Annotated in this window: 19 protein-coding genes; 12 read left to right on the top strand and 7 right to left on the bottom strand. The window is 62.7% G+C overall.

Going from position 1 to position 21,634, the window contains the following annotated elements:
* Positions 1 to 56 precede the first annotated feature (56 nt).
* Positions 57 to 1,364: an MATE family efflux transporter gene (locus ACR3FF_RS04655; protein ID WP_458186526.1), complete on the bottom strand. Its 1,308-nt coding sequence runs from the start codon at positions 1,362 to 1,364 to the stop codon at positions 57 to 59.
* A gap of 191 nt (positions 1,365 to 1,555) precedes the next feature.
* Between ACR3FF_RS04655 and ACR3FF_RS04650 the strand changes: the two genes are divergently transcribed.
* Both ACR3FF_RS04650 and ACR3FF_RS04645 read left to right on the top strand, forming a co-directional pair.
* Positions 1,556 to 1,945: a CopG family ribbon-helix-helix protein gene (locus tag ACR3FF_RS04650; protein WP_458186524.1), complete on the top strand. Its 390-nt coding sequence runs from the start codon at positions 1,556 to 1,558 to the stop codon at positions 1,943 to 1,945.
* A 2-nt stretch (positions 1,946 to 1,947) separates the two neighbouring features.
* Positions 1,948 to 2,337, top strand: a complete 390-nt coding sequence (locus tag ACR3FF_RS04645; RefSeq protein ID WP_458186470.1) for a gamma-glutamylcyclotransferase family protein — start codon at positions 1,948 to 1,950, stop codon at positions 2,335 to 2,337.
* A gap of 191 nt (positions 2,338 to 2,528) precedes the next feature.
* Here ACR3FF_RS04645 and ACR3FF_RS04640 read toward each other — a convergent pair whose 3' ends face one another.
* Both ACR3FF_RS04640 and ACR3FF_RS04635 read right to left on the bottom strand, forming a co-directional pair.
* The gene (locus tag ACR3FF_RS04640) at positions 2,529 to 3,932 is read right to left on the bottom strand and encodes an MATE family efflux transporter (protein WP_458186468.1); all 1,404 of its coding nucleotides are present in this window, start codon (positions 3,930 to 3,932) and stop codon (positions 2,529 to 2,531) included.
* Between the two features lie 117 nt (positions 3,933 to 4,049).
* Positions 4,050 to 4,343 (bottom strand): DUF378 domain-containing protein, encoded by a 294-nt coding sequence (locus ACR3FF_RS04635; RefSeq protein WP_458186466.1) that lies wholly within the window; start codon positions 4,341 to 4,343, stop codon positions 4,050 to 4,052.
* A gap of 175 nt (positions 4,344 to 4,518) precedes the next feature.
* Between ACR3FF_RS04635 and lipA the strand changes: the two genes are divergently transcribed.
* The 4 genes from lipA to ACR3FF_RS04615 all read left to right on the top strand — a co-directional run bounded on the left by lipA (position 4,519) and on the right by ACR3FF_RS04615 (position 9,409).
* Positions 4,519 to 5,457 (top strand): lipoyl synthase, encoded by a 939-nt coding sequence (lipA, locus tag ACR3FF_RS04630; protein WP_458186465.1) that lies wholly within the window; start codon positions 4,519 to 4,521, stop codon positions 5,455 to 5,457.
* A gap of 342 nt (positions 5,458 to 5,799) precedes the next feature.
* Positions 5,800 to 6,909, top strand: a complete 1,110-nt coding sequence (pdhA, locus tag ACR3FF_RS04625; RefSeq protein ID WP_458186464.1) for a pyruvate dehydrogenase (acetyl-transferring) E1 component subunit alpha — start codon at positions 5,800 to 5,802, stop codon at positions 6,907 to 6,909.
* Between the two features lie 3 nt (positions 6,910 to 6,912).
* Positions 6,913 to 7,908 (top strand): alpha-ketoacid dehydrogenase subunit beta, encoded by a 996-nt coding sequence (locus ACR3FF_RS04620; protein ID WP_458186462.1) that lies wholly within the window; start codon positions 6,913 to 6,915, stop codon positions 7,906 to 7,908.
* Position 7,909: 1 nt separating this feature from the next.
* On the top strand, positions 7,910 to 9,409 hold the full coding sequence (locus ACR3FF_RS04615) for a dihydrolipoamide acetyltransferase family protein (protein ID WP_458186460.1): 1,500 nt from the start codon (positions 7,910 to 7,912) through the stop codon (positions 9,407 to 9,409).
* Between the two features lie 51 nt (positions 9,410 to 9,460).
* Here the strand turns inward: ACR3FF_RS04615 and ACR3FF_RS04610 are convergent, their stop codons facing one another.
* Positions 9,461 to 9,646 (bottom strand): hypothetical protein, encoded by a 186-nt coding sequence (locus ACR3FF_RS04610; RefSeq protein WP_458186458.1) that lies wholly within the window; start codon positions 9,644 to 9,646, stop codon positions 9,461 to 9,463.
* Positions 9,647 to 9,774: 128 nt separating this feature from the next.
* Here ACR3FF_RS04610 and lpdA point away from each other — a divergent pair, with 128 nt between their 5' ends.
* Positions 9,775 to 11,199, top strand: a complete 1,425-nt coding sequence (lpdA, locus tag ACR3FF_RS04605; RefSeq protein ID WP_458186456.1) for a dihydrolipoyl dehydrogenase — start codon at positions 9,775 to 9,777, stop codon at positions 11,197 to 11,199.
* A gap of 187 nt (positions 11,200 to 11,386) precedes the next feature.
* Here the strand turns inward: lpdA and ACR3FF_RS04600 are convergent, their stop codons facing one another.
* Complete coding sequence (locus tag ACR3FF_RS04600; RefSeq protein ID WP_458186454.1) at positions 11,387 to 12,898, bottom strand: DNA-directed DNA polymerase II small subunit; 1,512 nt, start codon at positions 12,896 to 12,898, stop codon at positions 11,387 to 11,389.
* A gap of 84 nt (positions 12,899 to 12,982) precedes the next feature.
* Between ACR3FF_RS04600 and ACR3FF_RS04595 the strand changes: the two genes are divergently transcribed.
* Together ACR3FF_RS04595 and ACR3FF_RS04590 are read left to right on the top strand one after the other, a co-directional pair.
* Positions 12,983 to 13,735, top strand: a complete 753-nt coding sequence (locus ACR3FF_RS04595; RefSeq protein WP_458186452.1) for a S24/S26 family peptidase — start codon at positions 12,983 to 12,985, stop codon at positions 13,733 to 13,735.
* 72 nt (positions 13,736 to 13,807) lie between these two features.
* Positions 13,808 to 14,026 (top strand): DUF7569 family protein, encoded by a 219-nt coding sequence (locus ACR3FF_RS04590; RefSeq protein WP_458186450.1) that lies wholly within the window; start codon positions 13,808 to 13,810, stop codon positions 14,024 to 14,026.
* Between the two features lie 231 nt (positions 14,027 to 14,257).
* Here the strand turns inward: ACR3FF_RS04590 and ACR3FF_RS04585 are convergent, their stop codons facing one another.
* A complete protein-coding gene (locus ACR3FF_RS04585; protein WP_458186448.1) occupies positions 14,258 to 16,330 on the bottom strand; it encodes a S9 family peptidase in 2,073 nt (690 codons plus the stop codon).
* 161 nt (positions 16,331 to 16,491) lie between these two features.
* On the opposite strand from ACR3FF_RS04585, the gene ACR3FF_RS04580 reads away from it, so the two are divergent.
* The 3 genes from ACR3FF_RS04580 to ACR3FF_RS04570 all read left to right on the top strand — a co-directional run bounded on the left by ACR3FF_RS04580 (position 16,492) and on the right by ACR3FF_RS04570 (position 20,772).
* Complete coding sequence (locus ACR3FF_RS04580; protein WP_458186522.1) at positions 16,492 to 17,502, top strand: TAXI family TRAP transporter solute-binding subunit; 1,011 nt, start codon at positions 16,492 to 16,494, stop codon at positions 17,500 to 17,502.
* Positions 17,503 to 17,716: 214 nt separating this feature from the next.
* Positions 17,717 to 18,097, top strand: coding sequence for a DUF1850 domain-containing protein (locus ACR3FF_RS04575; RefSeq protein ID WP_458186520.1), 381 nt, complete (start codon positions 17,717 to 17,719; stop codon positions 18,095 to 18,097).
* The gene (locus ACR3FF_RS04570; RefSeq protein WP_458186446.1) at positions 18,094 to 20,772 is read left to right on the top strand and encodes a TRAP transporter permease; all 2,679 of its coding nucleotides are present in this window, start codon (positions 18,094 to 18,096) and stop codon (positions 20,770 to 20,772) included. The genes ACR3FF_RS04575 and ACR3FF_RS04570 overlap by 4 nt, the downstream gene beginning before the upstream one ends.
* Positions 20,773 to 20,782: 10 nt before the next feature.
* On the opposite strand, the gene ACR3FF_RS04565 is transcribed toward ACR3FF_RS04570, so the two are convergent.
* On the bottom strand, positions 20,783 to 20,983 hold the full coding sequence (locus ACR3FF_RS04565) for a hypothetical protein (protein ID WP_458186444.1): 201 nt from the start codon (positions 20,981 to 20,983) through the stop codon (positions 20,783 to 20,785).
* Positions 20,984 to 21,634: the final 651 nt, after the last annotated feature.

Genomic DNA, 21,634 nt, shown 5'->3' with positions numbered 1-21,634 from the left:
TGCTCGTTCTTCCTACCGTTTTCTGCCGTCACGCCGCTGCCGTACTTCTTTCTGAGTCACGTCTCCGCACTCCCACGCTCTTCCATCATCGCCGCCGCCCGCGAGGCCCACCCGCCCCAGTAGAATCCCGCTCCGACCACCGACATCGACCAGACGTAGTGAAGCAAGATTCCCGCGTAGACGCCGACGACGCCGTAGCCCAATCGAACGCCGACGAGCCACGAGAAGCCGACCATGAAGAGAAACATTCCCGAAACGCGGGCGAAAAAGGGCGTCTTCGTGTCGCTGCCGCCCTGGAGCGACCCGGCGAGGACGACGAACGAGACGAGGAAGGGTGCTGCCAGTCCGTACACCCGGGCGAAGTTCGCGGCGTACTGCAGGGTCTCCGCGTCGGAGGTGAACAGCCGAACCAGTGGCTCCGCGGCGAGAAAGAGCAGTCCCCCGATGCCGCCGACGGTCAGGAGTCCGAGAGCGGCAGTCGCCCACCCCTCGAATCGTGCCCGTTCGGGGTCGCCCTCGCCGAGTGCCTGGCCGACCACGACGCTCGAGGCCACGCTGTACCCCCGCGAGAGTGGACCGGTCACCTGCTGGTAGACCCGGCGTCCGATCTGGTAGGCCGCGTTGACCTCCGTGCCGAACGCGAGGAGGATGGCGTTGAACGGAAACTCCGCGACGGTGGCCGCGACCCCCTCTCCGATTCGCGGGGCGCTGACGACGAGCAACTGTTTCGTGATGATTCGATTGTGGGGCCACGCGAACGACGCCCGCGTCCAGCCGCCGAGAATCGCCAGCAAGAGCGCCGTCGCGGTGAACACGTTGCCGACTGCAGTGGCGACGCCGACACCGACGATTCGCCACTCCGGGAAGGGGCCGAGACCGAGGCCGAGCGCAACGGTACCACCGATGTTGAGGAGGTTGGAGACGACGTTGACGTACATCGGCGTCCGGGTGTCGCCAGTGCCTTGCAAGGACCGTGCAGCGACCAGCGCGACGTGGCGAGCGGGCGCGGTGAGGAAGATGATGGTGAGGTAGGTACCACCCATCTCCGCAACGGGGTCGGGTGCGCCGAGAATCGCAATCGCGGGTTCGGCGAACAGCAATCCGAAGAGGACGAACGGAAATCCCGCGAGTGCGCCGACGAGAATCGCCTGCGTGACCGCCTCGTCGCGGTTGGCGGTCGCACCACTCCCCGTATCCTGACTGGAGAGCGCGATGGCACCGCCGCCGAGCCCGAGACCGATACGGAGCGGGAGCCGTGCGTAGAGGTCCGCGAGCCCGATGGCGGCGACGGCGGCGGGTGAGAACAGTCCGGTCACGATGATGTCGGTCGTCCGCATCAGCGTCCTGAGCACCTGCTCGGCCATCACTGGCCACGAGAGACCGACCACTCGACGCCAGACTGCGACCACTCGCCCACGTGGTATCACGCAACGCAGTTCTTGCTGGTGAGGTTTGGCTGTGTTGGAACGGGCAATCGAGACGAAGGTTGGCCGACGATACCCGACCGATGACCGGTATCGAACCGCTGAAGACGCGTCCACCCGAACGACGAGACATGCGAACGAGCCTCAGTGTACCGGAAGACGTCCTCTCCGCGTTCGACGAGACGTGGCAGGCACAGGGACTGGAGTCGCGCTCTCGGGCCGTCCGCGAGGCGATGTCCGAGTACACCGAATCACACGCCCAGTTCGAGGACGTGGCGGGCGACATCGCTGCCGTCCTCGCGTTCGATTACGAACACGGGTCGGTCGTCGGCGACCTCCACGCGATTCAACACGAGTTCCACGAGGTAATCAACACGACCAGTCACGTCCACCACGACGACTGGTGTCTCGAAACCGTGTTCTGTCGCGGCCCGGCAGAGCGAGTTCGCGAACTCGCCTACCGGCTCAGGGATTTCGACGCTGTCGGGCGGGTCAAAGTGCTCTCCATCCGAGCGAAATAACGATGCTTGTGTTCGTCTATGGCACCCTCACCGACCCCGAACGCGTCGTGTCCGTGGTCGAGTCGTTCGAATTCGTCGGCGATGCCGTGCTCTCGGGGATGCACCGAGTCGACGGACGGTACCCGACGCTCGCCCCGGGTGGGGAGACGGACGGTCGACTCCTCGAAACCGACGACGTGGATGCGCTCGACGCCTACGAAGGTGTCAAGCGCGGGTTGTACGTTCGAGTCGCGGTTCCGACGAAGGACGGAACGCCCGTGGCGGTGTACGTCGGAAATCCGGACCGACTCGGCGTCACGGAGTCCGTTTCGTGGTCCGGTAGCGGCGCGTTCGAGCGGCGTCTCCGTCGGTTCGCCGACGAACGAGACGTCCACGTTCGACCGGCCGAATGATTTACGTGTGACACGCGTCAGACTTACCCGTCTGCCTTCCGTCTGACAGGCGGATTTTCACCGCGCTTGCGGTCGGTTTTCACTTTCACTCCGCCCCCCGTGGGTTTAAGTACCCCGGAGCATTCTCTCCGGATGCGGTCACACGCTCCGCGCTCCCATTCTTTCCCCCCTTTTGCTCCCGCGAGTGATACTTAGTCCGCTGGACTCGTCACGGATTCGGCCGCCCGTTCGAGCATCCCGTTGGAAGTCGTGTAGTAGTAGTACGCACCAGCGCCGAGGGCGGCGACGCAGTTCGAAATCGTCACGGCCCAGAACACCGCGTGTACTCCGGCGTCGAGCCACAACGCACCGAGAGCCGCGATGGGGAGTCTGACGACCCAGTATTTCAGCAGGTCCGCCACCATCGTCGTCTTCGTGCGGCGTGCCCCGTTGAATCCGGCGTTGAAGAGATACATCGCGCCGATACCCCAGTAACCGTACGCGAGAATCTTGAGATAGTCGACAGTGAGCGCGAGTCTCTCGGCGCTGATGTCCGGGACGAACAGATTCGTCAGTAGTTCCGGGACGAGCCACTGGACGATTCCGATGGCGGTGAGGCCGACGGTGGCGATTCCCACGCCGACCCACGTCGTTCTGCTCGCGCGGAGCGGGTTGTTGGCCCCGATGTTCTGTCCGACGACGCTCTGTGCGGCCTGCGAGAGTCCACTCGCAGGGATGAACGCCACGCTGGCGATTCGCGCACCGACCGTGTACGCGACGACAGCGGCAGTACCGCCTGCCATGGTGACGATGCCGACGATGAGGAGGCGAACCGTCTGTGCGACGGCTTGCTGACCGAACATCGGAAGTCCGATATCGAAGAGTTCGCGGTAGTCGTCCACTCGAACCGTCATCGACGTTCGTGTGAGCGTGTAACCGTCGCGTCCACGGACCATTAACCCGAGGGCGAAGAGCGCGGAGGTCCCGTATCCAACAATCGTGGCGAGGGCTGCACCGGCGATTTCGAAGCCGGCGAAACCCGGAATCCCGTAGCCGAAGATGAGAATCGGGTCGAGAACGATGTTGACGCCGACTGCAACCACGTTGATGAAGAGCGCAGCGCGTGAATCACCCCACCCGACGAACCCCATCTCGATGGCGTCGCCCATCCCGACGAGGGGTAACCCGAGCGAGAGCGTGGTCAAATAAATAGTGGCGAACGACGTGACGTCCGGCGACGCGCCAAAGAGGGCTATCACGTCCGGAGCGAAAACGAATACGAGAGCGGCGAGAACCAATCCCATGACGAAGGCCATGGTGATACCGTGGAACACCGCCCGACGAGCGCCTGACTCGTCGTCGGCACCGACACGCTGAGAGACGAGTACCTGTGTCCCGATGTTGGTTATCATGAAAACGGCGAACAGAAGAGCGATGAGAGGGAAGTTCAACCCGACTGCAGCGACTGCGTCACCACCGAGTCGGCCAACCCAGAACGTATCGACGACTTGCTGGGCGACCTGCACGAAGTTCTGAAGGACGAGCGGGGCGGCGAGAAGCACGAGGGCGCGTGCCAGGGAGCCATCTGTGATTTCGTCCCGTGATACCTCAAGCATGGTTTTTGCGGCTATATAAGTTATAAAATCCTGATAGTATTTATAGGTATGGAGAGTGCGTACGACAAATTACACCACGGTCGAAGAAAACGAAGACCGCCCGGGATGAGAAACGAATCACTCGGTTCGTTGTGGTGCCCGCTGGGGAGTCTCTCGACTCGCGCGGCCGATTTTGTAACTCGTGTAGATGAAATAGAGTCCCGCGAGTCCGACGAGAACGTAGATGAGATACGTGACCGTCAGTGCGACGTCGGGGAGAAAGAGCAGTCCCATCGTACGTTGAACGACGTTCAGTGGATCTCCAATAAGGCCAGTCAGACCGACGATTCCCCAGTTCAACGCTCCGGCTACAACGAGGAGTATGCTGAACCAGTCCAACCCGTTCGTATCCATCCCTTGGTTCGTCGCCATATCGAGTAGGTAGACGAATGACGATCATTGTTATTTGCCTCTTGTCCTCCACCGGATACGATTACTCCCAAGTTTCCGGTTGGCAATAGGGGAATACACACGACGTTCGAGTCCGAAGAGACGTCGCTCCTCGAATACCCTATCCTTTTGTCGTGGTAGCCCGAAGTCACGGACAATGAGTGGGCGGCTAAAGCCCGACTGGTTGAAGATGCGGCCGCCGTCGGGACAGGAGTTTACGGGAATCAAACAGACACTTCGAGAGCGCGGTCTCAACACCGTCTGTGAGGAGGCAAACTGTCCGAATCTCGGCGAGTGCTGGAGTGGCAGAGACGACGAAGGGGGCGGCACGGCCACCTTCATGCTGATGGGCCACGAGTGTACGCGCAGTTGCGGGTTCTGTGACGTGGACACGGGCGGTGGAGAACCGCTCGACCCGAACGAACCGGTGAACGTGGCGAGCGCCATCGCGGAGATCGGTCTCGACTACGTCGTTCTCACGTCGGTCGACCGTGACGACCTCGACGGGCAGGGTGCGGGCCACTTCGCGCAAACGATTCGGGAGATAAAGAAACGCCACCCCGGTATCCTCGTGGAAGTGTTGATTCCCGACTTCCAGGGCGAAAAACACCTCGTTCAGAAGATTATCGACGCCGAACCCGACGTCATCGCCCACAACGTCGAGACGGTCGAGCGACTCCAGCGGTCCGTTCGTGACCCACGAGCAGGCTACGAGCAGAGTCTCGGCGTGCTCGAACAGGTCGACCGCGAGTCGGACATCTACACCAAGACGAGTCTGATGCTCGGACTCGGCGAGTACGACCACGAGGTGTACCAGACGCTGTCCGACCTCCGGGAGACGAACGTCGATATCGTCACCCTCGGACAGTATCTCCAGCCGTCACGCACGCACCTCGACGTCGAAGAGTACGTCCACCCCGCGAAGTTCGAGACGTGGCGACGGGTCTCGGAGGACGAACTCGGCTTCCTCTACTGTGCGAGCGGCCCGATGGTTCGCTCGTCGTACAAGGCCGGCGAACTGTTCGTGGACGCGGTCCTTCGGGACGGGAAGTCCATCGAACAGGCGAGACGCGAGGCTCGCCGAGCGTCGGTCTGAGCGGTACCGCAGTGTGAGGAGACGCGCCGAATCTTTAGGCCGGGACGAGAAACGATCCCGACCGCGAGGTTCCGTCGCCAACACCACGAACCGGGACGCGGCGTGCTTCTCGTCGGGTCAGGTGTGAAAATCATACATCGAGGGACACCGATTTTCTGAGCTGTACTACTGTGACCGTCAGTGACGGTATTCGACCGTCGGTTTTACATGAATATATTTTTTCGGCTGTTATCGGACAAATCCACAAAAATCGCGCGACAGCGAGTTCCTATGGGAAGTTAATTACGAAAACCCTATAATGCGTGCGAGAGTTTTTTCGCGTATGTTAGGATGGGTTCGACCGTGAGCATCGTACACCGAGACCCCCAGGAACGAGTACAGATACTGGACGAAGACGGCACGGTGCTGGACGGTGCGGAGGTTCCCGACCTCTCCGACGAGGAACTGGTGGACATGTACCACCAGATGCGCCTCGCTCGTCACTTCGACGAGCGGGCAGTCAGCCTCCAGCGCCAGGGTCGGATGGGAACCTACCCCCCACTCTCGGGACAGGAAGGGGCTCAAATCGGGAGCGTCTACGCGCTCGCCGACGACGACTGGATGTTCCCCAGTTACCGCGAGCACGGTGCGGCGCTCGTCCGTGGGCTGTCGCTCAAACAGACCATGCTCTACTGGATGGGCCACGAAGCGGGGAACGAAATCCCCGACGACGCCAACATCTTCACTGTCGCGGTGCCCATCGCGACCCAGATTCCCCACGCGACGGGAGCGGCGTGGGCCTCGCGCCTGAAAGGTGAGGAGAAGGCGTTCCTCTGTTACTTCGGCGACGGCGCGACGAGCGAGGGCGACTTCCACGAAGGGATGAACTTCGCTGGCGTGTTCGACGCGCCCGCCGTCTTCTTCTGTAACAACAACCAGTGGGCCATCTCGGTTCCACGCGAGCGCCAGACCGCTTCGAAGACCATCGCGCAGAAAGCACAGGCGTACGGATTCGAAGGCGTCCAGGTGGACGGGATGGACCCCCTCGCCGTGTACAAGGTGACGAAAGAAGCCGTCGACAAGGCGAAAAATCCCGGCGAGGACGAACTCCGCCCGACGCTCATCGAAGCGGTACAGTACCGTTTCGGGGCACACACCACCGCCGACGACCCGACCGTCTACCGCGACGACGACGAGGTCGAACGGTGGAAGAAGAAGGACCCGATTCCGCGCATGGAGAAGTTCCTGCGCAACACGGGACGAATCGACGACGAAGGCGTGGAAGCCATCGAAGAGGACATCAAACAGCAGGTCGCCGACGCCATCGACGAGGCGGAAGCGGTCGAACGCCCCGACCCCGACGAGATATTCGAGCACGTCTACGCGGGCATGCCGAACCGACTGCGCGAACAACGCGACTGGTTCGATCGCATCCGCGAGCAGTACGGAGACGAAGCACTTCTGGAGGACTAAGCAATGAGTCAGGCAACCAGCGAATCTGAAAATCTAACGCTCGTGCAGGCAGTCCGCGACGGGCTGTACACTGAAATGAAACAGGACGACGACGTCATCGTCATGGGCGAGGACGTCGGGAAGAACGGTGGCGTGTTCCGTGCCACGGAAGGGCTCTACGACGAGTTCGGTGAAGACCGCGTCATCGACACACCGCTGGCCGAATCGGGTATCGTCGGCACGGCCATCGGGATGGCCGCGTACGGCCTGAAGCCGGTGCCGGAGATGCAGTTCTCCGGATTCATGTACCCCGCGTTCGACCAGATCGTCTCGCACGCCGCCCGCCTGCGAACGCGCTCACGAGGCCGATACACCTGTCCGATGGTCGTGCGCGCACCGTACGGTGGCGGTATTCGCGCCCCCGAACACCACTCGGAGTCGATGGAGGCGTTCTACACCCACCAGCCCGGTCTCAAGGTCGTCATGCCGAGTACGCCGTACGATACGAAGGGACTGCTCACGTCGGCGATTCGAGACCCCGACCCGGTCATCTTCCTCGAACCGAAGCTCATCTACCGCGCGTTCCGCGGCGACGTGCCCACCGAATCCTACGAGGTGCCGCTGGGTGAGGCCGCGGTTCGCAGAGAAGGGGCGGACATCTCGGTGTTCACGTGGGGTGCGATGACGCGCCCGACGATGGAAGCCGCCGAGCAGTTGGAGGACGAAATCGACGTGGAGGTCGTCGACCTCAGAACCGTCTCCCCCCTCGACGAAGACACCATCATCGAATCGTTCAAGAAGACCGGACGCGCGGCAGTCGTCCACGAGGCTCCGAAGACGGGCGGTCTCGCCGGCGAGATTGCAGCGACGATTCAGGAAGAAGCGCTGCTGTATCAGGAAGCACCGGTCGAGCGCATCACCGGCTTCGACACGCCGTTCCCGCTGTACAGTCTCGAAGACTACTACCTGCCCGAACCGGCCCGCATCAAGGAAGGCATCCGAGACGCGGTGAACTTCTAACATGGTACGCGAATTCAAACTCCCGGACGTCGGCGAAGGCGTGGCCGAGGGTGAACTCATCAGCTGGCTGGTCGAAGAAGGCGACCCGGTCAGCGAGGACCAACCGGTCGCAGAGGTCGAGACTGACAAAGCCATCGTGGAAGTTCCCTCGCCCGTCAACGGGTCGGTTCGTGAACTGCGAGCCGAGGAGGGAGAGGTCGTCCCCGTCGGCAACGTCATCATCACGTTCAACGTGGAGGGCGAGGAGGACGAAGAGCCGACCACCGAGAGCGCCGAAGCCGAGGAACCGACCGAGTCCCAGGAGGACGTCACCGAGGAGCCGGAAGTCTCCGAAGAGACGACGACGCCGGAGGGCCGTGTGTTCGCGGCCCCGAGCGCGCGACGACTCGCACGCGAACTCGGTGTGGACATCGGTACGGTCAACGGAACCGGCCCGAGTGGTCGGGTGACCGAACAGGACGTCCGGTCGGCAGCAGAGGGGACGTCGGAAACGGTCGAGGCCGAAGCGGCCGAAGCGACCGAAACGACGGCCGAACCAGAGGCGGCCGACACCGGCGGCGTCGACGTCGAAGGCGGTACCGCCCCGGCACAGGTCGAGGCCGCCGACCGCGAGCGCACGCTGGCCGCGCCCGCGACCCGGCGACTCGCCGACGAGCAGGGTGTGAACCTCAACGCCGTGCCCGCCACCGAAGAGCGCGACGACCAGGCGTTCGTCACGCCCGAGGCAGTTATGGAGTACGCCGAGGCCCAACAGCAGGCACAGGCCGCAGACGCCGCCGCGGTCGCGACGGGTGAGACCGGGCCGCGCGAAAAGCGCGTGCCGTACCGCGGTATCCGACGCACCATCGGCAAGCAGATGGAGAAGTCGAAGTACACCGCACCACACGTCACCCACCACGACTCCATCGACGTGACGGAACTGGTCGAGACGCGCTCCGAACTCAGGGAAATCGCCGAGGAGCGGGGCATCAAGCTGACCTACATGCCCTTCGTGTTGAAGGCCATCGTGGCGGCGCTGAAAGACTTCCCGTACCTCAACGCCGCGCTGGACGAGGAGAACGAAGAAATCGTCCTCAAGAACTACTACAACATCGGCATCGCGGTGGCCACCGACAACGGCCTGATGGTGCCCGTCATCAAGAACGTCGACCAGAAGGACATGCTCCAGATCTCCTCGGAGATGAACGAACTGGTCGAGAAAGCCCGCGACCGCACCATCTCGCGTGAGGAGATGCAGGATGGCACGTTCTCCATCACGAACTTCGGTGCCATCGGCGGCGAGTACGCGACACCCATCATCAACTACCCCGAGGTCGGCATCCTCGGTCTCGGCGAACTCAAAAAGCGTCCCGTCGTCGTCGGCGACGAGGTCGAAGCCCGCTACACGCTCCCCATCTCGATGTCCATCGACCACCGCATCGTGGACGGTGCGGTCGTCGCGGCGTTCGCCAATCAGGTGCTCGAGTATCTGAACAACCCGAAACTGCTCCTGCTGGAGTAGTCGGGTCTCTCCGTCCCGCCGATTTTTCGTTCGGTGATTCGTTCGTCGGTCTTAGCCCCACAGCCAGTCGGTAATCCACGCCAGCATAGCGATAGCGACCATCGACGCACCGACGACGTCGGCCCTCGGGAAGAGCAGTACTGTCACGCCAATCAGCATCAGCAGGAGCGCCAGTAGTTCGTCGATGTATCGCGTGGCGAACGCCCCCACCGCCGAACTCGAGACGACGTCGTTCATGATTCTAGCTGAACGGTAAAGTCGAAGGAGGGCAACACCTCGGGTTGCTAAATCATGCCCTTTTATTGTCCCGGACGCGACACCCGAATCCACCTGATTTTTTACCCGGTAGCCTCTCTGTCCACGTAATGGTCGTCGGAGATATCTCGACTGGAACGGACGTGCTGGTTATCGGCGCAGGACCGGGCGGTTACGTCGCCGCCATCCGCGCGGGCCAACTCGGACTCGACGTGACGCTCGTCGAAAAGGACGCCTACGGAGGAACCTGCCTGAACTACGGTTGTATCCCGTCGAAGGCGATGATCACGGCGTCCGACCTGGCCTACGACGCGAGCAACGCCGAAGAGATGGGCATCTACACCAAACTCGACGTCAACTACGGCGAGATGGTCGAGTGGAAAGACGGCGTCGTCTCGCAGTTGACGGGCGGCGTCGAGAAGCTCTGTAAGGCCAACGGCGTCTCCCTGATGGAGGGGCGAGCCGAGTTCGCCAACGAGAACTCCGCCCGCGTCGTCCACGGTGGCGAGGGACAGGGTGCCGAAACGGTCGACTTCGAACACGCCATCGTCTCGACGGGGAGCCGTCCCATCGAGATTCCGGGCTTCGAGTTCGACGGCGAACACGTGCTCGACTCGCGGCAGGCGCTCGCACTAGACGAGGTGCCAGAGAGCATCGTCATCGTCGGCGCGGGCTACATCGGGATGGAACTCGCGGGCGTCTTCGCCAAACTCGGCTCGGACGTGACGGTCGTAGAGATGCTCGATTCGGTGCTGCCGGGCTACGAGGACGACCTCGCACGGCCGGTCAAGAACAAGGCCGACGAACTCGGCATCGACTTCCACTTCGGGCAGGCCGCAAAGGAGTGGGAGGAGGCAGGCAGGGGCATCACCGTCATGACCGAAGACGAGGACGGCGATGTCTCCGAGTTCGGTGCCGAGAAGGTGTTGGTGGCGGTCGGTCGCCAACCCGTCACCGACACGCTCGAACTCGAGAACGCAGGCATCGAGACGGACGGGAAGGGCTTCATCCCGACGGACGACCGCGCGCGCACCGAACAGGAACACATCTACGCCATCGGCGACGTGGCGGGTGAACCGATGCTCGCACACAAAGCGAGCACGGAAGGGCAGGTCGCCGCGGAAGTCATCGCCGGCGAACCGTCGGCCATCGACTATCAGGCCATGCCCGCCGCGGTCTTCACCGACCCCGAAATCGGCACCGTCGGGCTGACGGAGGAAGAAGCGAAAGAACAGGGCTTCGAACCCGGCGTCGGCAAGTTCCCGTTCCAGGCCAGCGGCCGCGCACTCACCACGGGTCACGCCGACGGCTTCGTCCGCATCGTCGCCGACGAGCCGAGCGGCTTCGTCCTCGGCGCGCAAATCGTCGGCCCCGAGGCCTCCGAACTCATCGCCGAACTCGGACTGGCCATCGAGATGGGCGCGACGCTGGAAGACTTGGCCGCCACGGTTCACACCCACCCGACGCTCTCGGAGGCTGTGATGGAGTGTGCCGAGAACGCGCTGGGACACGCGATTCACACGCTGAATCGGTGAGTTCTGACCGGTCGCGTCACTTCGTCTCGACCGCCGTCGAGTCGTCGGACCGAAGACGAGGACGCCGACGGACCGTCGTTCGAAAGTCGTAGCGTCCCGGGGGGCTCTTCTCCGACTTTCAGCGAAAACCGACCCCTTCGTTTCAACTGGAGAATCGGATGACGGAGACGTGTTACTTCGAAGAGAATCAGGTGAACTTCCGGACCGTCACGTCGAGCGTGTCCAGGTCCACGATAGGCGCGAACCCGGCGTCCGGGTCGATGTTCACGCTCTTCTGGAAGTCGGTCTGGGACTGCCAACAGCCCGAGTTGATGGCGAGCACGTTGTGGTACTTGCCGAACCCGAGTTTGTGGACGTGGCCGGTGTGGAAGACGTCCGGCACCTCGTCGATGACGAGGTAGTCTTTCTCCTCGGGCGCGACGCGGGTGTGCCCACCGTACTGTGGCGCGACGTGGCGCTTTTTGAGGAGTTGGTACATCGCCTTGTGAGGTTCGTCGTAGCTCGCCTTCTCGGCGGGGAGTTCGGCGATGACCTCGTCCAGCGAGACGCCGTGGTACATCAACACCGAGACACCTTCGATGGTGACCGTGGAGGGGTTGCCCGTGATGCGGGCGTCGTGAACGTCCATGATTTCGCGGAGTTCCTCGTCGAAGCCGGGTTGTGGTTCGGCGAGACGCACCGCGTCGTGGTTGCCAGGAATCATGACGATCTCCATGTCGCCCGGCACCTCTTTTAAGTACTCCGAGAACTCCTCGTACTGCTCGAAGATGTCGATGATGTCGAGTTCGTCGTCCTGATTCGGGTAGATACCCACGCCTTCGACCATGTCGCCCGCGATGAGCAGGTACTCGACGTGCTGGGCCTCCTCGGTGTGGAGCCAACTCGTGAACCGCGACCACGCGTCGGCCATGAACTCCTGACTGCCGACGTGAACGTCGCTGATGAGCGCCGCCTGCACGTGGCGGTCGGCAGTGGACGGCTGGTAGGTTCGGGGGACGTCCGGGAAGTGAAGCGAGTCCACGAACAGGATGCCCGCGTCGTCTGCGAGGGTTCCCTCGACCGCGACGGTCTCGTCCAACAGGAGTTCGTCAACGAGGGTAGCGAGTTCCTTGTCTTTCATCACGAGACAGGGGAAGGTCCCGTTCGTATCTTCGAGTTCGACAAGCCAGTGACCGTTCGCCGTCGAGCGGATGTCGCTTATCATGCCGACGATGGCGGCGTCGCTCCCGCCCGGCATCTCTGCGATGGCGTTCGTCGGACGAGCGTTCACCCGCCCCCGGAGTTTGCCCGAGAGCCGCTGGAAGCGGTCGCGGAAGACGGTTACGAAGTCATCGTACTCGCCCGTTCCGGTGCTCTGGCCCGTGATGTCGCCAGCGATATCCGGTTGACGTGGTTTCCGACTCCGCGAGGTCGACCCCTTCGTTTCAACTGGAGCGGTACCGCCGTTCGCTCGCGGTTCTGCGACCGGAGTTCCAGTCGAAACGGAGGGGTTTCCGTTGTCGGCGGCCGGGGCGTCGAGAACCCCCTCGACGTGCTCGACGGAGAGTTTGAGGGCGTCCTCGGGCGCGTGTTCGACTGCGCGTTCGAGCGCGTCCGTGGGGTCGGACGCGCGTGCGAGAAGCGTCACCGCCTCCCGGTCGGCGTTGTACCCTCGGCTCGTCAGTTCCCTTACAATTAGAACCGGGGTTTCTAATGGCACGTATCTTCCAACACACGGACAGGCAAAAAACGTAGCGAACTAACCCAGAAGCTTAACAACTGGAGGCAGTCTACGGATAGCGTAATGAGTCCCCCAGACGAGTCGTCGCCTGACGGCGTTCGGGATACTGGTCCCGATGGGTCGGGACCAGTCGCGTGGTTGCGTTGGTTCTGGCACACTGACAACGGAACGGTCGTGTTCGTCCGCGAGATGTTAGAGAGCGTCGCCGTCGTGGTCGCAATCGGTCTCGTTCTCTTCGCCGTCAGCGGCGTATGGCCGCCCATGGTCGCCGTCGAGAGTGGGAGCATGGAGCCACACATGGAACGAGGTGACCTCATCTTCATCATGGACCAGAGTCGCTTCGTCCCGAACGCCGCCCAGGACGGAACGGGCGTCGTCACGTATCAGCGGGGAGCAGAGTCGGGATACAAGAGCTTCAACGACTACGGCGACGTGATAATCTATCGGCCCGACGGGAGCACGTACGAGACGCCCATCATCCATCGGGCACACTTCTGGGTCGACGAGGGGGAAAACTGGTACGACAGGGCCAATCCGTCGTACATCGCTGGCGCGGACAGCTGTCAGGAACTGCCGAACTGCCCCGCGCCACACGCTGGTTTCATCACGAAAGGGGACAACAACGGGGACTACGACCAGGTCGTCCGCATCAGCGAACCGGTCAGACCTGGCTGGATTCGCGGCACCGCCGAGGTGAAGATTCCGTGGCTGGGACACATTCGCCTGTTCTTCTCCAGTACGGGTGTCCCGTCGGGTGTCCAGTATCAGCCACACCAGCCAGCACCGAACGGGACGCAGTACGCGCCGCCAGCGTAGCGTCGAAGCGACCGCCGCCCCCGGCGATTCTCCCTGACGAGATTTATATAGCCTGCGTCACATTGACCGCGCATGAGCGACGACAACGAACCAGACCCGTGTGACAACTGCGGAGAACCCCTGACCGACGCACTGGCCCGTACCATCCGCCTGACCGTCGACCGTTCTCAAATCGACATTCAACGACTCTGTCCCGAGTGTTTTGCGGAGTGGATAGACCGCTACGAGAACGAGATGCAACCCGGCTCTGACAACTCGCAGGACGAGAGCAGCGAAATCATCGTCGATTGAACCCCCCTCCTTCGAGTCGAAATCGCAGGAGAGCGACGGGGGTGTGCCGTGGTAGCCTGCTGGCGAAACCGACCTCCAAACTGCTATAGAGCGGTCAGTAGCTCGAATTTTCGTGCGTAGCCATGAACCCCTTCGTTTCCAGTGAAAAATCACTATCAAGCGGTGAGAATTCCCCGCTCAGTAGGCCGAACGAAACGAACCCCCCATGTGAACAGTTGTCGTTGTACGTCACTATCGAGATTCGTCGCCGTTCTCGCTTTCGGCGTCCCCGGCACCCTCGCTCTCCTCGTCCTCGTCGTCCTCGTCCGCCGCCGATAGCCCGTCGTCGCCGCGTTCTAGCGCCGCCGGCACGTCGTGGTACTCCGAGTAGCCGTCGAACCAGCGGACGATGCGCTCCAGTCGGTCGACGACGTGGGCCGGTTCACCGCTCCGGGAGAGTTCGTGCCCCTCGCGCGGATAGCGCACGAGACGGGTATCCACGTCGTTTTTATTGAGGAGCAGGTAGAGCATCTCGGCGTTGTTCACCGGAACGCGGAAGTCGTTGTCGCTGTGGACGACGAGCGTGGGTGTTGTCACCTCGTGTGCGTAGGCTATGGGCGAGCGGTCCCAAAGGAATTCGGGTTCTTCCCACGGCGTCGTCCCGAAGTCCCACTCGATCAGTTTGAAGGCGTCCGTCGAACCGTAGAAACTGTTGAGTTCGTAGACGCCGCGCTGGGTCACCGCGCCCGCGAACCGGTCGGTGTGGCCGACGATCCACGTAGTGAGATAGCCGCCGTAGCTTCCGCCCGTGACGAACATGTTGTCCTCGTCTACGTACTCCCGCGTCGCGACGACGTCGGTCCCGGCCATCACGTCCTCGTAGTCGACGGTTCCCCAGCCGCGTTCGATGGCAGCCATGTGTTCTTCCCCGTACCCGGTCGAACCGCGCGGGTTACACCAGAAAACGACGTAGCCCCGCGCGGCGAGCGTCTGGAACTCGTGCCACATCGTCCCGGTCGTCGTCCACATGGCGTGTGGGCCGCCGTGAATCTCGACCACGAGGGGATACGTCCCGTCGGGGTCGAAGTCGGGGGGCGTCAGCACCCAGCCCTGGACTTCGGTTCCGTCGTCCGATTCGAACCAGAACTCTTCTGGCTGGGAGACCGCCCGGTCGTTCAGGTAGTCTGCGTTGACACGCGTGAGTCGTCGGGTTTCGGCCCCGCCGGGCGTCGAGACGAACACGTCACCCCGGTGGTCCCACTCGGCTTTCGCGTAGGCGATGGCGTCGGCTCCGACCGAAAAGTCGAAGACGTGTCCCTCACCGACGACCGGTTCGGGGTCGTCGCTTCCGTCCCCGGGGACGCGCCAGACGACGTAGTCGCCCTCGTCCGGCGTGCCGAAGTACACTCGCTCCTCGTCGTCGTCCCACTGTGGCCCGATCGAGAGCATCCTGTCGAGCGATTCGGTGAGGGTGACCGTCTCCCCTGTCTCGCGGTCGAACACCTCGACCTCGGTCTGGCGGAGCGTCGCCCGCTCTTCCGGTGAGTAGGTGTACGCGATTCGTCCGTCCTCGGTCGCCGCGAGGGCCGCACTCCAGCCCGTCGTCTGGAAGAGCGTCTCCTCCTCGTCGGATTCTACGTCGTAGGCGACGACATCCACGACGATGTTGTCGTCCGGGTCACCCTCGCGCCGAGCGCCGTAGTAGAGCGTCGTCGCGTCGCCCCACTCCGGCCCCAGGAAATCGAAGTCGCCGTCGGTGATGCGTTCGACGGAGTCGTCTGTGAGGTCGACGACGTAGACGTGGCTTCGCCTGCCGTCGAAGTACTTTGTGCCCGCGCGGTAGATTTTCCGGTCGATGACCCGCGGGTCGGGCGTCTCGGGTTCATACTCCTCGTCGTCGAGTTCGACGTCCCGCTCTGCCTCCCGGTCGTCTTCGGTGCTCTGCTGGACGAACGCGAGTTTCGTTCCGTCGGGCGACCACGTGATCTGTGAGACGCCACCTGCGACGTCGGTGACCTGTCGCCCTTCCCCGCCCGCCGTCGGGAGCACCCATAACTGCGGGCGGTCGTCGTCCGCGCCACGCGTGCTTACGAACGCCAGACGGTCGCCGCTGGGGCTCCACCGGGGCGTGCTGTCTACGCCCTCGCTGATGGTGAACTGCGTCGGTTCGCCACCACCGAGCGGGACGACGTACACGCTCGCTTCGTACTGTTCGTCGTCGTCGGGAACGGAACGAACGAACGCCACTCGCTCGCCGTCCGGCGAGAGTCGTGAGTCGCTCACAGTAGCAATATCGTGATACTCGTTGGCACGAATCGTCTCCATATTCCCGTACTCGAAACGCGACCCAAATACACTTTCGATTCGAAACTCTGTCAAGAAACGATCCGTTGCTCGCACGTATTCGACGTTACCGGACGGAATCGAAGGGTTTCACGGTCGAAGCGTCGATTGGCTATATGAACTCTCAGGGAGAGATCAGAGGCATGGTGGGGGACATCAATAGACGCACGTTCGTAAAGACAGCAGGAGCAGTAGGCCTCCTCGGGCTCTCCGGGGACGTGCTGGCACAGCAACAACGATTGACGTGGTTCGCAGGCGGCACCGGGGGGACGTACTTTCCGCTGTCGAACCAGTTCAAGACCATCATCGAGAACAACTCCGATTTCACCGTGCAGGTACAGTCGACCGGCGCGAGCGTCGAGAACGTCGGTGGCCTCGCTCAGGGGAACGCTGACTTCGCGCTCATCCAGAACGACGTCGCCTTCTTCGCGTTCAACGGGTCCGGCATCGAGGAGTTCCAGGGCAACGCGATTCAGAGTCTTCGAGGGGTGGCGACGCTATATCCCGAGACGATTCACATCGTCACGCTCCAGGGAAGCAACATCGAGACGTTAGAAGACCTCGAAGGCGCGACCATCAACACAGGCGACCTGGGAAGCGGAACGCAGGTGAACGCCCTGCAGATTCTTGAATCGGTCGGCATCCAGCAAAACGACTTCACCGAACAGAACACCGGGTTCTCGCAGGCGGCAGACCAGCTCCGTAACGGCGACATCGACGCTGCGTTCGTCGTGGGTGGGTGGCCCGTCGGTGCGATAGAGGAACTGGCGACGACGAACAACATCGCTTTCGTGGAGGTCTCCGACCAGGCGCGAGAGAACATCAAACAGCAGGCGAGATGGTTCGCGGACGACAGGATTCCGTCGGGAACCTACAGCGGGCAGAACGAACCCGTCCAGACCATCGCGGTGCAGGCGATGATCGCGACGACACAGGACCAGTCGAACGAGTCCGTTCGAGCGGTGACCCAGTCCATCTTCGACAACGTCGGGCAGTTGACGCTGAAACAGCAGTTCATCGGCCGAGACAGCGCGCTGGACGGGATGTCCATCCCGCTTCACCCCGCGGCGAGGGAGATATTTGGCCCGGCGACGACGCAGGGCGGCGGGAACCAGACAGGAGGGAACCAAACCGGTGGGAACAACAGTTCGTAAGCGAGGGAGTTCCGAAGACGGGCGTCGGGGACCGGTGTCGTCCCGTGGGCGGTGTGGACTGACACTGGTCGCTGTCGTCCTGCTCACGATGTCGGTCGTCGCAGCCCCAGCGGTCGCACAGACGGGCGAACGGACGCAGGTCGGTGTAGACACTCGAAACGCAGAACGACACGCCCACTCGGGGGTAGACGAGCAGACGCGAGCGACCGAGCGCGTGCTCGTCGTCGCGGACGGTGACACGGGCGAACCGATTCTCGTCCTGCCGGTAGAGAATGGAACGCGAGTGACGCTCGCGTACACCCACAGCGTCGAGAAGACGCCCGTCCGAGACGTGTACGCCGTCGACGGCGACGAGTTGGAGATGGTCGAGATGCGCTTCCAGTCGTACGGCGCAGGACTCCCGGCCCGTGCGAACGTCAGCCGTGAGAACGGCTGGTTCGTCTTCGACCCCGAGGGAAGCTACACGACCATCTCGGTCACACCCGGCGACGTCGCGGGACACGAACTCGTTGTCGGTGACCGGCGGTACGACCTTGTAGCGCTCTCAGGTGGCGAGTCGGTCGAACTGTTCGTCACCCGGCGGTGTCCATCATGAGCGACACACTCAGCGAGGAAGAACAGGAAGAGCTCGTTCAGGAACTGGAGCATCGGCGCAGACTGCGAGGGACGGCGGCCATCGTCGTCTCGGCCATCGGTATCGCTTTCTCGGCGTACCAGATGTGGCTCGCCGCCCGTGGATTCATCTTCGCGGCGACGCTCCCCGTCGTCGGTGAGGTGCGACTCGCGGCCCTTCAGTTGTTGCAGGTGAACGCCATCCACGTCACGTTTGCCCTTCTGCTGACGTTTCTATTGTTCCCGACGACGACCGGACGAGGATTCTTCACACGACGGTTTGGACAAATCGTCCCGTACGTCAGCGAGCGGTTCGGGCCGGAAAATCCCCTCACGCGGGGGCTCGACGGCGTCCGCCGAGGCGTTCGCTGGGCGGTGCTCGACCCGGACAGGACGCGGATAACGCCCGTCGATTTCGTGATGATGGGGATAGCGATACTGTCTGCCGCCTACATGCTCACCGATTTCGACGAGATTCGTCGGATGCGGGCGCTCGGTCTGGGATTCGGACGCACAGTCGGGGAAGCGTACCCCGTCCTCTCGCCGGTCGTGGACGCCGTATCGGCCGTCGGCATTCCACTGAACGAGGTGTCGTACGCCTTCGTCCTCGGTGCACTCGGTGTCCTTCTCGTGCTGGATGCGACCCGGCGTGCGCTGGGCGTGTACCTGATGACCATCGTCGCGCTGTTCATCGTCTACGCGCGATGGGGGTATCTCATCCCCATCGACGCCCCTGTTGTCGGGGTGCTCTCGATTCCGCCGCTCGACTGGAGTTCTATCGTTCAGAACCTCTGGTACAACACCGAAAACGGCGTGTTCGGCATCCCCGTCACGGTGAGCGTTCGCTTTATCTACATCTTCATCCTCTTCGGCGCGTTCCTGGAGATGAGTGGCGCGGGCCAGTGGTTCATCGAACTGGCGTACGCCGCCACGGGTCGACGAAAGGGCGGTCCCGCCAAAGCGTCCATCCTCGCGTCGGGATTCATGGGTACCATCAGCGGGTCGTCCATCGCGAACACGGTGACGACGGGTGCGTTCACCATTCCGCTGATGAAGCGGTCGGGCTACCGGCCGGAGTTCGCTGGCGCGGTCGAAGCCTCCGCATCCTCCGGCGGGCAGATTCTCCCGCCGGTGATGGGTGCGGCGGCGTTCCTCATCGTGGAGTACACGTTGACGCCCTTCCGCGACGTCATCATGGCGGCGGCGATTCCGGCGGTTGTCTTCTTCTTCGGCGTCTGGGTGATGGTCCACCTCGAAGCGTCGAAAGAGAACATCGGCGGTCTGGCTGACACCGAAATCGTGACGCTCCGGCCGCACCTGCTGCGTGGCTGGTTCTATCTCGTTCCGCTGATACTGCTTCTTTACTACCTCATCGTCGAACGCCTCTCCATCGAGCGTGCGGCGTGGTTCACGCTGGTCGCTATCGGAGCGCTCATCGCACTCGTCGCCGCGTACGACCGGCGTTCGAGGGTTCCACTACTCGGGACGATAGTCGGGGTGGTCGTCGTCCAGTTCGCCGCGTTTACGACCGCGGGCGTCGGCATCGTCTCGTTGCTCACCGGCGGTGGTGGCGCGGGCATGACCCCTGGGTCCGCACTGAACGTGGTGGCCGGACAGTTGGGGTGGATAATCCTCGCCGTGAGTCTGGTCACGCTGGTCGCACGCCCACACTGGGACGCACCGCTCCTCGATTTCGACGGACAGGTCGACAACGCGGTGGCGAACGGAGCGAACGCACTGCGTCGACCGCGACTCGCCGACAACAAGGCGTTCCAGTACGGCGGGTTCGTCCTGAAATCGATGGACTCGGGCGCACGTACGGCGACGACCGTGGTCATCGCGGTCGCGGCGGCGGGCATCATCCCCGGCGTCATCAGCGTCAGCGGCCTCGGACCGAATCTGACCGCACTTATCCGCACGGTCAGTGGCGGTTCGATCGTCGCCCTGCTGGTGCTCACCGCCATCTCCTCTATCATCCTCGGTATGGGGATGCCGACGACGGTGACCTACATCATCCTCGTCTCGATGCTCGGCAACGCCATCGCCGGATTCGGCATTCCGATTCTATCCGCACACCTCTTCATCCTCTATTTCGGCGTCATCGCCGACATCACGCCGCCGGTCGCGGTCGCGGCCTACGCCGCCTCGGGAATCGCCAAATCCGACCAGTTCCAGACGGGGGTAGAGGCGTTCTCGCTCTCACTGAACAAGGCCATCGTCCCCTTCGCGTTCGTGCTCACGCCCGGTATCCTCCTCCTCCGTGGCGTCGGCACGGGACAGGAGGTTCATGTCATCGGTCTCAGCGACGTGACCGACCTCGCGTACTTCGTTCCCGACGTGCTGATACCGGTCGTGGGAGTGTTCGTCGGCGTCATCGCGCTCGGCGCGACCGTCATCGGCTATCTCTACACCGACGTGAACAGGACGGACCGGACGTTGTTCGCACTCTCGGCGCTCTTGCTCATGGCACCGCTCCTGTTGTTCAACGCCGTGACCGGACTGCTCGGACTGTTCGGGTTACCGACCGTCGAACCGGGGTCGTTCGACCTCGTGCTCCGGGCAATCGGTGCCGTCGCGTTCGGCGCGCTGGTGCTGAAAAACCGGCGACGGGCCGACCGACTGGCCGCCGAAGAGCGGGGGACGACGGAAGCCGTCTGAGCGGGTCGCGTCACTCTCCGCCCCGACCGAGGCCCGTGAGGACGAAGACGATGCCGAGCAGTACGGAGACGAGGATAGCGATGCCGAGACGCTGACGGGCGAACGCCGAATCGATGCCGGTCACACGAAGTGTGAGGTAGACCCCGACGACGAGAAATCCCACTCCGAACGACAGCAGAAGAGCCCGCTCGGTAACTAGTCGCCGAGCCATGGATAGAAGATGGACGGTCGGTGATAAATAGCTCGTCACTACCGGTGACCTCCTCCTCGCCGTAAACGGCGAGGCTTCCCACGGCACCGCACCGCTGGTTTGGGATATTTGCTGGTTGACGACCTGTCGGTATGATAGGCCGATGGCGGGACCACACCGCCGTTACTCCTATCCCGGCATGGGACTCGGAGTTATCTTGTTGACCGAGACACCACAGCGGTTCGAGAGGGTGTCTCGAACGTTCTGGGCCTCGGAGTCCCGATATTGTGCAATTGAGTGGACGGTGTGACCGCCTCGGTGTCCATCATATTATGAACCGATACTACTTAAATATCCGTAGTGTCGATGCGTGGTTTGTGAAAGAATTGTCGGATTCACTCCCGCCGTAAACGGCGGGATTCTCTCCTCGCAGAAAGATAGCCGGGGACGAGCGCGTCTCGATGGAACGTGCGTTCGTCACTCGTCGGTGACGCTCGCGGGTTTTCGAAAGAGCGCGCCCGCGCGACGTTCATGGCATGGCACGCGACAAACGGCACACGGGCGCACGTGAAAATACGCTTGCCTCGCTGTTAGGTCTATCGCTATGGTAGAACGGCGACCGTTCCGAAGCCAGCACGGTTCCGTCAAAAGGTTCTCGGACGGGGATGGGGT

It is taken from the genome of Haladaptatus ordinarius, from assembly GCF_054177595.1.
Note: the sequence above shows the minus strand (reverse complement) of the source record. Positions and strands in the feature narration are given on the sequence as shown.

Coding starts and splice junctions, on each gene's coding strand:
- ACR3FF_RS04655 (WP_458186526.1), bottom strand. CDS start 1,364: ATGGCCGAGCAGGTGCTCAGGACGCTGATGCGGACGACCGACATCATC.
- ACR3FF_RS04610 (WP_458186458.1), bottom strand. CDS start 9,646: ATGAACGACGTCGTCTCGAGTTCGGCGGTGGGGGCGTTCGCCACGCGA.
- ACR3FF_RS04645 (WP_458186470.1), top strand. CDS start 1,948: ATGCTTGTGTTCGTCTATGGCACCCTCACCGACCCCGAACGCGTCGTG.
- ACR3FF_RS04640 (WP_458186468.1), bottom strand. CDS start 3,932: ATGCTTGAGGTATCACGGGACGAAATCACAGATGGCTCCCTGGCACGC.
- ACR3FF_RS04580 (WP_458186522.1), top strand. CDS start 16,492: ATGGTGGGGGACATCAATAGACGCACGTTCGTAAAGACAGCAGGAGCA.
- lipA (WP_458186465.1), top strand. CDS start 4,519: ATGAGTGGGCGGCTAAAGCCCGACTGGTTGAAGATGCGGCCGCCGTCG.
- ACR3FF_RS04635 (WP_458186466.1), bottom strand. CDS start 4,343: ATGGCGACGAACCAAGGGATGGATACGAACGGGTTGGACTGGTTCAGC.
- ACR3FF_RS04650 (WP_458186524.1), top strand. CDS start 1,556: ATGCGAACGAGCCTCAGTGTACCGGAAGACGTCCTCTCCGCGTTCGAC.
- ACR3FF_RS04585 (WP_458186448.1), bottom strand. CDS start 16,330: ATGGAGACGATTCGTGCCAACGAGTATCACGATATTGCTACTGTGAGC.
- lpdA (WP_458186456.1), top strand. CDS start 9,775: ATGGTCGTCGGAGATATCTCGACTGGAACGGACGTGCTGGTTATCGGC.
- ACR3FF_RS04590 (WP_458186450.1), top strand. CDS start 13,808: ATGAGCGACGACAACGAACCAGACCCGTGTGACAACTGCGGAGAACCC.
- ACR3FF_RS04615 (WP_458186460.1), top strand. CDS start 7,910: ATGGTACGCGAATTCAAACTCCCGGACGTCGGCGAAGGCGTGGCCGAG.
- ACR3FF_RS04565 (WP_458186444.1), bottom strand. CDS start 20,983: ATGGCTCGGCGACTAGTTACCGAGCGGGCTCTTCTGCTGTCGTTCGGA.
- ACR3FF_RS04620 (WP_458186462.1), top strand. CDS start 6,913: ATGAGTCAGGCAACCAGCGAATCTGAAAATCTAACGCTCGTGCAGGCA.
- ACR3FF_RS04570 (WP_458186446.1), top strand. CDS start 18,094: ATGAGCGACACACTCAGCGAGGAAGAACAGGAAGAGCTCGTTCAGGAA.
- ACR3FF_RS04595 (WP_458186452.1), top strand. CDS start 12,983: ATGAGTCCCCCAGACGAGTCGTCGCCTGACGGCGTTCGGGATACTGGT.